The following is a 14,374-nucleotide window of genomic DNA, read 5'->3' as shown; positions in this document are numbered from 1 at the left end:
GGTCATGGTTGAAGAGTCGAATTCGTCAACAACTTATTCAATTTGACTGTATCAGGGATGCTATGGAATATGTACTTCGCCTAGCGTCCTAACCGCCTTGTCTGTTGCTATAATTTTATTTCTTGGAAGTCCCTAGTGGAGTAATTGCAGAAGCGATGGCACTTTATGAAAATCTCCTAGAACAGCAGGAAAAGTCTCACAACGAAACTCTGGAACAATGTGAGGCTGAAAAGATATGGATTTACCTTCTTTACAGGCTTTAATTTTTAACAAGGGCTGCGATCGCAGCTACTAATTTCGAGGGATCGGCTGGTTTAGCGATATGGAGTTGAAATCCGGCTGTAAAAACCTGCTTTTGTGTGGTTTCTGCGGCGTAAGCACTTAGAGCGATCGCGGGAATTTCTCCACCTAAATCGGCGGGCATTGCTCGTAACTTTTTGATCAAAGTGTAACCGTCAACATCTGGCATACCTAAATCGCTTAACAGCAAATCTGGCTTTGACTCCATAATTGCAGTAAATGCTTCACTGGCAGATGCTGCGATCGTCACGATTGCTCCCTGCTGTTCTAATAAAAAAGCGAGAAACTCACGGGTATCAGCATTATCATCTACAACTAACAAACGTATTCCTTCTAATGGAGCATAAAGCATACACGATGGATAGGAGCCGTTTGATAGATCGTCATCTTCCCTTGCTAATTCCAGATGTTGAAACACGGGTAGGCTAACTGTAAACGTCGCACCTTGTCCTTCTCCTAAGCTCTCTGCCTTAACTGTACCGCCATGTAACTCGACAAGTTGGCGCACAATCGCCAAACCAAGTCCTAATCCACCAAAACTTCGGGTTGTAGTACTATCTGCCTGACGAAAATACTCGAATACGTATGGCATAAAGTCAGGACTAATACCTTTACCAGTGTCACTAACTCTCAGTTGTACCTCAGAATTAATCTGTTCTAAATAGACTTCGACTTGTCCACCGCATGGTGTAAATTTAACAGCGTTAGAGAGCAGATTCCAAATAATTTGTTGAATACGATTACCATCACCCTTCACCTGTCCAATTCCTGTATCCAAATGAAGATTAATTTGAATAGACTTTGCTTCTGCTGCTAATTGCACTGTCTCTAAAGCAGCTTGAATAGTAAAAACAAGATTAACCGTTTCTAAATTAAGTGCTAGTTTGCCTCGGAGAATGCGAGATATATCCAACAAATCTTCAATCAACTGAGCTTGTAATTCAGCATTTCGTTCGATTGTCTCAAGGGCACGCACAGTAGTAGCTTCGTTTAATGAGCGATTTTTGAGTAGTTTTGCCCAGCCCAAAATTGGATTAAGAGGAGAACGAAGTTCATGAGAGACAATTGCTAAAAATTCATCTTTGATGCGGTTTGCTGTCTCAGCAGCTTCTTGCGCCTGTTGACGTTGTTCTGCTATTGCTAGAGCCTGATCGCGGAGGTTTTTATATTCCTGAACTCGAAACGTTAAATCCGTCAAATCTTCAATTGAAAAGAGAGCATAAAATCTATCTTCATCCAATGCAGATACGGCAGTAACAGTTGTGTGTTGAATGCGATATTTATCTTTAGATATAGGTACTGGAATAATATATTTATGTAGTTGAGAAGAAAAAATTGTCGGAGGCCCACCTTGAAAAATTTGGTGCAAACGGCTAGCGTAACGAGGCTGATTCAGATGAGGAAAATATTCATGAATGGAAGTTCCCAATATCTCACTTCTGGAAATTTTTGTCCATTCCTCTAAGCAGCAGTTCCAGAAGATAACAATATAATCTGACTGTAGAACAAAAGCTCCTAAAGGAATTTTATCTAAAAGGCTAAATTTTTCCTGAGCTTGTTCAATTATATTCATTGTATTCTTAAAATTCTTATATTATTAGATTATTTCCATTTCGTCCTTCATTGCATTTATTAGGGCATCAAAAGTGCCCACTAGAAAGATTAAAATAATATCTCCGATAATTTCTAAGCGCTCAATTGTGAAACTGGCTTGCGCTAGTAATATTTTGGAATCGCTCTCGTATGCAGATGATAATAAATTTTCCAGCGTATCTTCTATATAAACGGGCAATGTGTAGTTTATATGCCGCTTTAGCACATTACTAAGCGAACCCATTACCCCATTTATGACAATGTTACCAATTTCGCTCAAGGTGCCAATTTTAACCGCATCTAAGTCAGCCGATGGATCTTCACCTGTAAGCACTGCAACCAATGTTGATGCGCTTTCAGTTGGAAAAATTAAGCTGGCCGTGCCATAGAAAGAGCCTGTAAAGCGTAGTTTTACAAATGCCAAAGTCTCATCATGAAATCGTTTTGTTAATTCTTGATAGGCATCGGCAGCAGTTAATACTTTAACAACTGGAATTTTCAGACGAATGTGAGAGTCTACCATTTCATTAAGTAGACTTGCTGCTCGACCGACTCCAATATTAATTAACTCTTCTAGGGCATCCAGTTCTTCTGTTGTCACATTCATGAAAACTTATTCCTTAATACTAAGAACTTCCTGGACTGCCTTTCGCAATTCACTTTCTTTTGGCGGTTTATTAATAAAGTTGACTGCTCCCAAGCTAAAACTTTGATTGCGTGCCCCTTCTTGGATATCGGCGGAAATGATAATGGTCGGAATTTTTAATTCTTTATCTTGCATAGCTTTCAAAAATTCAAAGCCATTCATATCTGGCATTAAAAGATCCGCTAATACACAATTTGGCTTATGATTATAAACCATTTCCAACCCCTCACGCCCATTACTTGCTTCTATAATTTCATAGCCATCGACTTGCAGAAACTTACGGATCATTCTGCGAGAAAAAGCTGCATCATCGATAATCAAAACCATTGCCATCAGCTTTGTCCTTTTGTGCTTTAGCTTAATAATTCTTGATCTAGGCTAATTAGCCTATATTATTAATTAAAATGAATTAATTAAATAATAAATCAATATAATTTTACAAATATAAATTAAACTGATAGTTTCGGAAAAATTATTAAAATCGCTGAAACTATAATGCTATGCTGTGGGGCGAAAATTTTTAATAATGAAAATCCAATCTAGTTCAAGTTTTTCTTTCTGAAGCTAATGCAAAACTGTTGTATGATGGATATCTGTTACTTGCTTGATTTCTCGTAGGCTGATGCCATTCATATATATTTTGACTTATAGCTCGTTGACCTCCTTTGAGTAGTACTAAGAGGTTGTTTGAAAAATATTTAGCTGTAATTTTAGGCACACGACTATTCTTGAAAGTTTAAGTTGAATGGCAACTATAACATTGCCTCTTTCATAACTATATCATTAAGGCAAATATTATGTCTTCAGTCTGAAAAAAGACAAACATCTGTCTTTGGATAGAGATTGCTAAGGTTTGATATAAAATTAGTATTAAAATAAAATATATAAAACTTTACTTTGTTAACCAATGGAGTTAAATGAAATTGACGATGATATAGAAGCATTCCTCGTTGAAAGCTATGAGAACCTGAATCAGATTGAAGGCGATATTATTGAGCTAGAAAAAACATCTGCGAATGGAGAAGCATTAGTTCGCATTTATCGCTCACTCCATACGCTTAAAGGAAATTGCGGCTTTTTACCGTTTCCTAATTTAGAATCACTTGCTCATGCTGGAGAGAATTTGCTCTCGTGTCTGCGCGATCGCCAGCTAGCAATCACCCCTAACATTGTTAGTATTTTACTACAAACAGTTGATAGCATTCGGCAAATCCTATCTCGAATTCAAGCTACAAAGCAGGATGGCGATCGCGATTATTCAGCACTGATCGCAACTTTAACCCGATTGTCAGAAACTAAACAGACTCCAAAACCCTCTCAATTGCCTGTTAATATACAAGCACCACAAAAAGATACAGCAGCTAATGAGTCTGTTGAAGCTCTCAATCACGAACTCACAGAAATATCAACGACAACATCAGAATCTGCTTATATCCGAGTCAATGTTAATCTGCTAGATCAGATGATGAACCTAGTGGGTGAACTCGTTTTAGCCCGTAACCAGATAATCGGATTTAGTACAAAATTTAAGGATAATAGTTTTGCTGCTACTTGCCAGCATCTGAGCCTACTTACGGCCGAATTGCAGGAAGGGGTAATGAAAACTCGACTGCAACCAATTAGTTCCATCTGGCAAAAGTTCCCTCGCGTCACCCGCGATTTAGCGATCGCTTCCGGTAAAGAAGTTGAAGTAGAAATGGAGGGAGCAGAGACTGAACTAGACAAAAGTATTATTGAAACAATTAAAGACCCCTTGACGCACTTAGTCCGCAACTGCATCGATCATGGGATTGAATTACCACCCGAGCGGCTTGCTTGTGGAAAGCCAAGCTTAGGACGGCTATTTCTCAGAGCTTTTCACGAAAGCGGCAAAGTCAATATTGAAATTGGCGATGATGGTCGCGGTCTGAATTTAGAACGGCTCAAAGGGCGAGCGCAGCAACTTGGTTTAGTGAACGCTGTGCAAGCTGCAACCATGAGCGAATCAGAAGCGATGAACTTAATTTTTTTATCCGGCTTCTCCACAGCTGAACAGGTGACTTACCTTTCCGGGCGGGGGGTTGGGATGGATATTGTCAAGAGCAATATTGAGAAGATTAACGGAACGATTGAAATTCACAGCCAACAGGGACAAGGAACGACCTTCAAAATCAAGATTCCGCTAACATTGGCAATTATTCCAGCATTGATTGTCACCAGTGGGGGCGATGTCTCACGACAAGCCGCTCCGCGTCTACGCTATGCCATTCCTCAAGCGAGTCTACAAGAGTTAGTACGCCTAGAAGCACTCAATAGTATTGAGATGTTATACGATGTGCCAGTGTATCGCTTGCGGGGTAATCTTGTACCCTTGGTTTACCTCAACGAAGTATTGCAACAGAATAGTGTCAGCAACTTAGAAACACTCAGTCTGGTAATTGTGCAAGTTGATAATTATCGCTTTGGACTGGTTGTGGACACAATTGAAGACATCCAAGATATTGTAGTTAAACCTTTGGGAAGACAGTTAAAGATGCTGTCCCTATTTGCAGGAGCCACCGTTTTAGGGGATGGCACAGTGGCATTAATTATTGATGTTGTTGGTCTGGCAAACCGAACTGGTATAACCGCCAAACAAAAGCAGTTATTGAGCGAAAATGCTGTAAATAGCCAAGAGCAAGCAGGCGATCACCAAACAATTTTGCTGTTTGAGGGCCCCCAAGGCGCACGTATGGGCATTCCACTAGCGATCGTATATCGGCTCGAAGAGATTCTTGCTTCTGCTGTCGAAAAAGTGGCTAATCAAGATGTCTACCAGTCTTATGGTCAAATTCTGCCACTAATTGATCTTCACAAGACATTCGGCAATCGCGATCGTAATCACTTTAATGATGAGGCTTTGGCGACAGTTGCAGAAACGCTCCAGATAATTATTGTCTCTCCTTATGCAGAACTCACTGTTGGGCTAGTGGTCGAGCGCATTCTTGATATTGTGGAAGAACCACTAACCATTAAAGGTATTCCTAGTAGACCTGGTGTGCTTTTCTGTGCTGTAATTCAAGGACAAATTACAGAAATTCTTGACATTGAGACTGTAATTCAGATTGCTAACCCTCATTTGCTGCAACTAGCGACTCATGGCTGAACAACAAATTTGCACATTTTTTCTCAAAGGAGTTTACTTTGGTATTGACGTGCAACACGTTCAAGAAGTGATTCGTCCACAAGCGATGACTCCTGTACCTTTGGCATCACCAGATATCTGTGGGTTGATTAATTTACGTGGAAAAATTATTACTGTCATCGATTTGCAGCGTCGATTAGAGATGAGCGAACCGCAGACACAATCAACTACAAAACTTGTAGATGAGGCGCAGGGATTTAATATCATTGTGTGTTCTGATTATGAAGTCGTCAGTTTACTAGTTGATCGCGTGGGAGATGTTTTAGAGTTTGAACAAAACACCTTTCAATCTCCACCCGCAACGTTAAAAGGTAGAATGCGTCAGATGCTAGCAGGAGCTTACCCGCTCCCAGAGGGATTTCTGTTAGTTCTAGACGCCGAGAAAATTCTAGATGTTAATTTAACAAATCAGATTATCGAATAATTCAGGAGCGCTTTGCAATGACTACAAATCGGGCTGGGAAAACAGCCAACTCTAAATCTCCCTCGGTGGATAGTGCAGATTCGCAACCGGCCGATGACAGTGTAATAAAAGTGCAATTGCAAGCGTTATTAATAGCACTTAAGGCAGCAAAAAACGGAGATTTTAGCGTCCGTTTAGCTGATGAGAATAATGAACTGGGTGAAATAACCTCAGTTTTTAATGAATTGGTGAGTTTAAATCAAAACTTTGCTAACGAAGTTAATCGCTTGGCATCCGAGATTGGTATTGAAGGGAAGCTCGGTTCTCAAGCCGTTGTCAAAGGAGCAGGCGGGAGTTGGAAAGAATCGCTCGACAACTTGAATCAGATGTCTACAAATTTAAAAGAGCAGATAAAAGGTATTAATGAGGTCAGCCTTGCCGTTGCTCAAGGAAATTTATCCAAGCAAATCGAGGCAAGCAATGCAGGAGAGTTTAAGCTGCTCACGGATAATGCAAATCAGATGATTAGCAGTCTGAGGTCTTCAATCAGACAGATGACAGAGGTGGCAACAGCAGTTGCGTCTTCGGCAGAAGAACTGACCGCAGTAAGTAAAGAAATGAGTGAGAACGCTGAACAAACAGCCGAACAGGCCACTTCTGCTTCTGCCTCTGCTGAACAGGTAAGTCAGAATACTAATACAGTTGTGACTGCTGTGGAAGAAATGAATGCTAGCATTCGAGAAATTGCTAAGACCGTTACTGAAGGAGCAAAGGTCACAACAGAGGCAGTTAAAACAGCTGACCGCACAAATGAGACAATTAACAAACTCGGTCAAAGTAGCATTGAAATTGGCAAAGTTATTAAAGTCATTACCTCGATCGCAGGGCAAACAAATTTACTAGCACTCAATGCTACGATTGAGGCGGCTAGAGCCGGGGATGCAGGTAGAGGATTTGCCGTAGTCGCAAACGAGGTGAAAGAATTAGCCAAACAAACGGCAAGTGCGACTGAAGATATAAGCTTGCGAATTGAAGCAATTCAAACAGATACAAAAAGCGCCGTTCAAGCCATCACTCAGATTACTAGTATTATCAATCAAATCAATGACTTCCAAAGCACGATCGCCAGTGCTATTGAGGAACAAACAGCAACTACAAATGAAATTGGTCGAAATATGGCTGAGGCAGCCAAAGGAACATCAGATATTGCCAAAAGTATTGGAATTGTAGCACTTAATACTCAAAGTACAACTACAGGAACTACTAATACCTTAGAGGCAGCCACAGAACTGTCCCGAATGGCAGTAGATTTGCAGAAAGTCGTCAATCAGTTCAAGTATTAAGCAGGGGGAGCAGGGGAGGCAGAGGAGGCAGGGGGAGCAGAGGAGGCAAGACAATGACTAAAGAAGTTATTAAAGACCATAAAGACTTGGGAATTTATAAAATTGCCTTTGAAACAGCAATGAAAATTTTTGAGCTATCAAAAAAGTTTCCTGTGGAGGAACGATATTCTTTAACTGACCAAATTCGTTGTTCTTCTCGCTCTGTATGTGCGAACATGGCAGAAGCTTGGCGGAAACGCCGTTATGAGGCAGCATTTGTAGCTAAGTTGAATGACTGTGAAACTGAGGCATCTGAAACTCAAACTTGGATTGAATTTGCCGTCAAATGTAACTATATGGATGTGCAAACAGGACGAGAGCTTTACGCAAGTTACAACCAAGTTTTATCTGGTCTAGTAAATATGATTAATCATCCATTGCCTTGGTTGATGAATCGTTAATCTCCCTCTGTTCCCCCTGCCTCCCCTGCCTCCTCTGCCCCCCCTGCCTCCTCTGCCCCCCCTGCCTCCTCTGCCCCCCTGCCCTCCAATCCCCAATGCCAAATGCCCAAAATCCGGGTACTAATTGTCGATGACGCCGTAATAGTACGGAGTCGAGTAAGTAAAATTTTGTCTAGCGATCCAGAACTGGAGGTGGTAGGAGTCGCGGCTAACGGTCGCATTGCCCTTGCCAAGATTTCCCAAGTTAATCCCGATGTGATCATTTTGGATATCGAGATGCCGGAGATGGATGGTTTGCAAACCCTGTCGGCTATCCGAAAAATATATCCACGCTTACCAGTGATTATGTATAGTACCTTCACACACAGTGGAGCGATCGCAACCCTAGAAGCTCTTTCTTTAGGTGCTTCAGACTATGCCACAAAACCTAGTAACTTAGGAAGTGTAGAGGCAGCAACCCAACATATTCGGGATGATTTGATTCCTAAAATTAAGGTATTTGGTACATTTTTCACACCAAGCGTAATTACCCATCCAGTCATTTTTCCCGTTCGTAACGATATACAGCAGGTGGAGGTTGTGGCAATTGGGGTTTCTACCGGAGGCCCAAATGCTCTAGCTGTACTGCTTAAGGAGTTTCCAGCAGATTTCTCAGTGCCGATTTTGATTGTGCAACACATGCCGCCAATGTTTACGAAACTACTAGCTAAACAATTAGCTTCCAAGTGTCAAATCCCAGTAGATGAAGCCGTTTCCGGACAGATACTAAAACCGGGACATGCCTGGATTGCACCAGGAGATTTTCATCTAATCGTGCAACGCGATAAAACTGGGGTTAGACTTGCCACACATCAAGCATCTCCCGAAAACTCCTGTCGTCCTTCAGTCGATGTGCTGTTGCGATCGGTTGCAAAAGTTTATGGGGGTGGAGCGATCGCTGTTATCCTCACGGGTATGGGGCAAGATGGGTTGCATGGCTGTCAGTGCATACGCGAGGCGGGTGGACAAGTACTTGCACAAGATAAAGCTACTAGCGTCGTATGGGGAATGCCTAGTTTTGTCATTAATGCCGGACTTGCCAATAAAATTCTTCCACTTAACCAAATCGCAGATGAAATTATGCACAGAATTCGTTTCAATCAAGTTCCTCCTTCAGACCTGTAATGACACAGATTATGGGTGTAAGCAGCACTGATTTTGAGTATCTTCGTCAATTAGTTCACGATCATTCAGCCGTTGTGTTGTTTGGTGATAAAACTTATTTAGTAGAGTTACATTTGCAGCCAATTGTCGAATCGGCAGGATTCGCTTCTATCCCTGATTTGGTTACTTACTTGCGAACTCACCCGTTTAATAGTCTTCACGCTCAGACAATCGAGGCGTTAGTCACTAACGAAACCTCATTCTTTCGTGATAGCCACCCTTTTGAAGCACTGAAAAAATACGTGCTACCAGAGTTAATTAAACAACGAGAAAGTGAGCGATCGCTCAACATTTGGTGTGCTGCCTGCTCTAATGGACAAGAACCTTATAGCATCGCCATACTAATTAATGAACATTTCCCCATGCTTACCAATTGGTCGATAAGGCTAATTGCAACTGATTTTTCTACTAAGGTTTTAGCGCGTGCCCGCGAAGGGCATTATAACCAACTTGAAATAAATCGTGGACTCTCTAAAAATATTTGCGATCGCTACTTTCAAAAGCTAGATACTGACTGGCAAATAAAGGAACAAATCCGCCAGATGGTTGATTTTCGTCAGTTGAATCTTTTGCAATCTTGGTCATCTCTGCCGCAATTCGATGTTATTTTTTTACGGAATGTTTTAATCTACTTTGATGTTGTTACCAAGAAAGCCTTGCTAAAAAAGATCAAGCAGCAATTAAGGCCAGATGGCTATTTGTTTCTAGGTAGTGGTGAAACGACTATCAGCTTAGATGAATCATTCAAGCGGGTTTTATTTGACAAGGCTATCTGCTATCGATTGCACAATCCTGAAGTTTAAATTGCCGATTGAGGTAAAAATGAGCAAGCTGCTGTTTGCAGCCGCTAGGTATTTTACTTGAGTGGATCGTGTCCCCAATTCTTCAAAGAGTAGCACCAACGTGTGTGTTCTAAGTCGCCCGATGGCTGCTGCGCCAAATGACGGTGGACGTAACTAATAACTTTCTTCATGTGCGAAAGGTCATCATCGGTATAGTCATCTTTTTTCTGCAATAGCTGAATGATATGCCGCCCAGATTTATGACCGATTGACTCATCGTCGCCATCTTTTTGCCCCACAGTTTGCGACTCATCCGTATCTAGCCAAGACTCTAGTTCCTTGGGTGTCATATTGACAACTTGATGAAAATCGGCAATCACGGATTTAACATCTTTGCTCATAATTAACTATTACTCCTCTACTTTCTTGAGAGCATCAGGCTTGTGAGCAGCTTGTTTTCCTGTTCTATCACTTTCAACTAAGTACTCAGGATTATCTTCACTTGCAGCAATATGGTGTTCTTTTATATCTGTAGGTGAAGTGAGTTTCTTTACTACTTTGCCAATTGTCTTGCCTTGTGAAGTATTCCATTCAACCCGATCACCCTTTTTGAATTGTTCAGCCACATTCATCTCCTGTTGGATGTTTTATACCTACTAACGTCACATTATGTCTGCGACTGGAAAAACAGCCATCATTCTAGTGATAGAGAAAACATCTGTTATTAAGCCAGTAATTTAATTAGGTGTAAGATCAAAAAATTAGGCGATCGCTACAACCACCTTGATACAAAAGCTGTGTATAACATGATAATGAAGAGAGATTAAGTAGATTCTCAAAAAACTCTCAATGAGCCAGACTAGCCTAAATTTAGTTGCAATATCTATCTTTCTGATGACCCTATCGGTATTGCTGGGGCCATTCTTGAATTTATCACCAGCAGTACCAGCGATCGCTACTTTCACCATCTTAGGCATAGCGACATTAGATAGTTTCAGCTTGCAAGGTAAGGGTGGTACTATTTTTTTAGATTGGATTGCTGGTTTTTCAAGTGAACACCGCGATCGCATTGTCCACCACGAAGCAGGACATTTCTTGGTTGCTTACCTATTGGGTATTCCCGTTACCGGCTACACACTCAGCGCTTGGGAAGCCTGGAAACAGGGACAACCTGGACAAGGTGGCGTTAGCTTTGATGATGGCGAATTAGCATCTCAACTAGAAGTGGGTAAAATCAGTGCCCAAATGCTAGACCGCTACTGCACTGTTTGGATGGCGGGTATAGCTGCTGAAACCCTAGTTTTTAAGAATGCTGAAGGTGGAACTGATGATAAAAGCAAGCTGATAGGAGTCTTGGCAATTTTGGGCTTTTCTGAATCAGCTTATCAGCAGAAATTGCGGTTTCATGCGCTGCAAGCAAAAACCCTACTGGAAGAAAATTGGTCTAGCTATGAGGCTTTAGTAAATGCCATGCGACAACGCACTTCCGTAGAAGATTGCCATGCTGAGTTAGCAGCAGCAAATAAAGATTAGGGAGTACATGGGTAGGGGCACAACATGTTGTGCCCCTACGATATCAACCTAGTTTCAAGAATTTGTAGTAAAGCCTTTAGTCCTTACTACGAACTCATTAACATTATTTTGAAAAAAACGTTATTCAACTCTGGCGCGGAGTGCGGGAGATGGAAAGAGAGTAGCAAATCCAGCTTGTCGCTCATTTAAAGGTTCTAGGGCATAATTCCAAAGGCTTTCATAATAAAAGAATGTTACGCCTAAACCGCGTTCTTGGGCAGCCCGCACCTGAGACTTAATTTGCTGCATGGGAACTGGATTATTTCGTAACCCTGTCATAATACCAATTCCAGTTGGAATTATTTGTTGCGCTTCTTGAATTTCTGCGCGGGAAATATTAGCCACAAAACTTTGCAGATCCGGACGATAAATTTGCACGATTAACTCGTCCACAATATTTTGCCGCATCCAACCCAGCCAATCTTGCAAGTGAAACTTGTAAGCAAAATCATAGTAATTAGGAGAAACAGAGAAAATTGCCTGGGGTTTTCTCTGTTTCACAGCTTGGTTAAGTTGTACCATGAACGCCGTAATTTTATCTGCCCGCCACTTTACCCATGCCGCATCTTGGGAATTAGTTGGGGGAGGATTCTTAGTTTCTTTGGTGTACAAAGCAACTGTATATTGGTCGTAGCCAAATTCGTGAGGCAAACTCATGTGATCGTCAAACTGAATGCCATCGGCATCATATTGGGTAACAGTTTCTAGCACGAGATTAGTTATGAACTGTTGCACTTGCGGGAGGAACGGATTGAGCCACATCACTTCACCAGCCGCACTAATCGAAGTTTGGCTACCATCCCGCTTTTGTGTGAACCAATCAGGATAATTCATTGCCAATTCTGAGGTTGGGGGAGCCATGAAACCAAACTCAAACCAGGGAATTACTAGCAATCCTTTGCGATGGGCTTGAGTAATCAGGTCTGCGAGAATATCATGTCCATCTGAACCTTTGTAGACAAAAGGTTGAATACCTGCACGTTGTGCTACTGCACTGGGATGCATCACATAGCCTGAATTCCACACCACAGGATAGATGGTGTTGAAGTTCATTCGCCGTAGTTGGCTGACTGCATCCTGCACTGTGGCGCGATTTTTCAGGGTATCAAAATCATTATTGGTCATCCAAACCCCGCGAATTTCCTGACGGGGTATCTGTGCGATCGCACTGAAGCCACCACTTTCGGTAATTACAGGGGTGAAACTGTCTACTAACAATACCGTAACAAAGGATATAAAAACGAGAAGTGGAAAAAGATACTTGAGCGATATCTGACGACAAGCTTTTATACATCTACGCCGCCAACTTTGAACAAAAAAAGATGATTTCATAGATTTGAATGATGCATTAACTACCTACACACGCCATTGCTCGTTTTTATAATTGAATCTACTAACCATCTAGTTTACAAGTATTTATGCTTACTATATGATTAATGAGTTGGTAGTTTTTCGTTCCCTGCTTATGGAACTTTTGCACCAGAAAAAGAAATTAAAGCAGACCTAGCGAAGTTATAAGATGCTTGACGCAGCTAGTAGCCATTAAGTGCCCAATGGATATTGGTATAAGCATTGGTTATATTCCATCTCACTTAGACACTTCAAAAAATAAAATCACTAATAGATAGGAATTATAATCATTCTTACATATAGTCTTGCTAATACCTTGATGCACACTTTGATAACATGAGTTAAACTAATGAGCAAAGTAAAAACACTTTGGGAGATTTAAACTATTAAATAGAATCTCCCATTTTATTTGAATAACTGAGTTCTATTTTTTTTTAATCAACTAATTAATTATATATATAATTGTTCAATTTGTTTATTTAAACATAGTTCTGAAACATAAGTTTTTTCTGTGGTTATTATAGATTTATTTAAATTATCCTTAATATATTCAAGGATACTTTGAGCCACATACTCTGCGAGCTTTACTGGGACAGCATTTCCGATCATTTGTTCCAGGTCTGTTTTTGTGCCTTCAAAAATAAATGTTTCCGGGAAAGTCTGCAAATAGCTTCTTTCTATTGTAGTCAATGGGCGCAATTCTTCTGTAACGGGGACAGGATCTTTAGGGTGTTTCTTATAGGTTTTAGGAATAGGACGATTAACTCCTCTTACTGTTGGGCTGGGTTCATCAATACTGAAAATTCCTCTTCTTTGATAACTTCTTGGATGTCTATAGTAATATTGAATTTCTAATTTTTTTCCCAGATAATCTCTAATGGTCATTGGTTTATATGCTAACCTTTTTTTGAGGTAAGGTTCTAGACTTTCGTCTGTTCCTTGTAACTCTCCAAAGCAAAAAAATCTTTTTCGCTTTTGAGGTACACCGCACAGATTAGCATCCAAAATTATTTCACTTAAACCATATCCAGCACTTTTTAATATTTGTCTAACTTCTTTATATTTATTGCTTTTACGAAATAGGTCTACGTTTTCTATCAAAAACCACTGAGGAAGAACACTTGTAACTATCTCAGAGAATACAATACTTAAATCCCCTCTTCCTAAATTCTCATCACGTTTGCCAGCGCTAGAAAAGTCTTGGCATGGAGGGCCACCAATAATAATTTCAGGGCGCATTTCTTTAAAAATTTGATAGTTTGTGCTCAAATTGCTAAGGTCGTAATCAAAAATTTGATGGTTAAAGTTTTTTTGATAAACATCTATAGCTGGTTTCCAATTATCAAATGCTGCTACAATATTAAAACCAGCATTTTGGAAGCCTAAAGATAAGCCTCCACAACCAGCAAAAAGGTCTAATACTCTAATTAAAGAGCTTTTTTTATAATCTTTATATTTTTCTTTCATCTCTTTATATATCTTTTAATGATTAATATTCTAGTATGTACACGTAAAACAATGTGTTTAATAAAACTTTTGAATTTACGAAACTATTCCATGCCCTACCTGTGTCACAATA

Annotated in this window: 14 protein-coding genes; 7 read left to right on the top strand and 7 right to left on the bottom strand. The window is 40.5% G+C overall.

The window, feature by feature from the left end:
* Positions 1-259: 259 nt before the first annotated feature.
* From H6G97_RS27530 to H6G97_RS27520, 3 genes are read right to left on the bottom strand one after another with little or no spacing between them, the layout of a single operon-like run.
* Positions 260-1,873 (bottom strand): ATP-binding response regulator, encoded by a 1,614-nt coding sequence (locus tag H6G97_RS27530; RefSeq protein ID WP_190943749.1) that lies wholly within the window; start codon positions 1,871-1,873, stop codon positions 260-262.
* A gap of 24 nt (positions 1,874-1,897) precedes the next feature.
* Positions 1,898-2,500 carry a chemotaxis protein CheX gene (locus H6G97_RS27525; protein ID WP_190943748.1) on the bottom strand — a complete coding sequence of 201 codons (603 nt, stop codon included), beginning with the start codon at positions 2,498-2,500 and terminating at the stop codon, positions 1,898-1,900.
* Between the two features lie 6 nt (positions 2,501-2,506).
* A complete protein-coding gene (locus tag H6G97_RS27520) occupies positions 2,507-2,872 on the bottom strand; it encodes a response regulator (protein WP_190943747.1) in 366 nt (121 codons plus the stop codon).
* A 574-nt stretch (positions 2,873-3,446) separates the two neighbouring features.
* Between H6G97_RS27520 and H6G97_RS27515 the strand changes: the two genes are divergently transcribed.
* From H6G97_RS27515 to H6G97_RS27490, 6 genes are all read left to right on the top strand, one after another.
* The gene (locus tag H6G97_RS27515; RefSeq protein WP_190943746.1) at positions 3,447-5,663 is read left to right on the top strand and encodes a chemotaxis protein CheA; all 2,217 of its coding nucleotides are present in this window, start codon (positions 3,447-3,449) and stop codon (positions 5,661-5,663) included.
* Positions 5,656-6,126, top strand: coding sequence for a chemotaxis protein CheW (locus tag H6G97_RS27510; protein ID WP_190943745.1), 471 nt, complete (start codon positions 5,656-5,658; stop codon positions 6,124-6,126). The genes H6G97_RS27515 and H6G97_RS27510 overlap by 8 nt, the downstream gene beginning before the upstream one ends.
* A 17-nt stretch (positions 6,127-6,143) precedes the next feature.
* Complete coding sequence (locus tag H6G97_RS27505) at positions 6,144-7,448, top strand: methyl-accepting chemotaxis protein (RefSeq protein WP_190943744.1); 1,305 nt, start codon at positions 6,144-6,146, stop codon at positions 7,446-7,448.
* Between the two features lie 53 nt (positions 7,449-7,501).
* Entirely contained in the window at positions 7,502-7,888 is a 387-nt protein-coding gene (locus H6G97_RS27500; protein ID WP_190943743.1) for a four helix bundle protein, read from the top strand.
* Between the two features lie 102 nt (positions 7,889-7,990).
* Positions 7,991-9,052 carry a protein-glutamate methylesterase/protein-glutamine glutaminase gene (locus H6G97_RS27495; RefSeq protein ID WP_190943742.1) on the top strand — a complete coding sequence of 354 codons (1,062 nt, stop codon included), beginning with the start codon at positions 7,991-7,993 and terminating at the stop codon, positions 9,050-9,052.
* Positions 9,052-9,894: a CheR family methyltransferase gene (locus H6G97_RS27490; protein ID WP_190943741.1), complete on the top strand. Its 843-nt coding sequence runs from the start codon at positions 9,052-9,054 to the stop codon at positions 9,892-9,894. The genes H6G97_RS27495 and H6G97_RS27490 overlap by 1 nt, the downstream gene beginning before the upstream one ends.
* 53 nt (positions 9,895-9,947) lie before the next feature.
* On the opposite strand, the gene H6G97_RS27485 is transcribed toward H6G97_RS27490, so the two are convergent.
* Together H6G97_RS27485 and H6G97_RS27480 are read right to left on the bottom strand one after the other, a co-directional pair.
* Positions 9,948-10,274, bottom strand: a complete 327-nt coding sequence (locus H6G97_RS27485; protein ID WP_190943740.1) for a DUF3140 domain-containing protein — start codon at positions 10,272-10,274, stop codon at positions 9,948-9,950.
* Between the two features lie 9 nt (positions 10,275-10,283).
* Complete coding sequence (locus H6G97_RS27480) at positions 10,284-10,499, bottom strand: HVA1 family protein (protein ID WP_190943739.1); 216 nt, start codon at positions 10,497-10,499, stop codon at positions 10,284-10,286.
* A gap of 223 nt (positions 10,500-10,722) precedes the next feature.
* Between H6G97_RS27480 and H6G97_RS27475 the strand changes: the two genes are divergently transcribed.
* Complete coding sequence (locus H6G97_RS27475) at positions 10,723-11,406, top strand: ATP-dependent Zn protease (RefSeq protein ID WP_190943738.1); 684 nt, start codon at positions 10,723-10,725, stop codon at positions 11,404-11,406.
* 120 nt (positions 11,407-11,526) lie between these two features.
* Here the strand turns inward: H6G97_RS27475 and H6G97_RS27470 are convergent, their stop codons facing one another.
* On the bottom strand, positions 11,527-12,777 hold the full coding sequence (locus H6G97_RS27470) for a glycoside hydrolase family 10-like protein (protein WP_199349686.1): 1,251 nt from the start codon (positions 12,775-12,777) through the stop codon (positions 11,527-11,529).
* 468 nt (positions 12,778-13,245) lie between these two features.
* Positions 13,246-14,262, bottom strand: a complete 1,017-nt coding sequence (locus H6G97_RS27465; RefSeq protein ID WP_190943737.1) for a DNA cytosine methyltransferase — start codon at positions 14,260-14,262, stop codon at positions 13,246-13,248.
* Positions 14,263-14,374: the final 112 nt, after the last annotated feature.

Origin of the sequence: Nostoc flagelliforme FACHB-838, from assembly GCF_014698065.1 — a bacterium.
Taxonomy (GTDB): Bacteria; Cyanobacteriota; Cyanobacteriia; order Cyanobacteriales; family Nostocaceae; genus Nostoc; species Nostoc flagelliforme_B.
The sequence above is the reverse complement of the archived record's forward strand: the minus strand, read 5'-3'. Positions and strand labels throughout refer to the sequence as shown.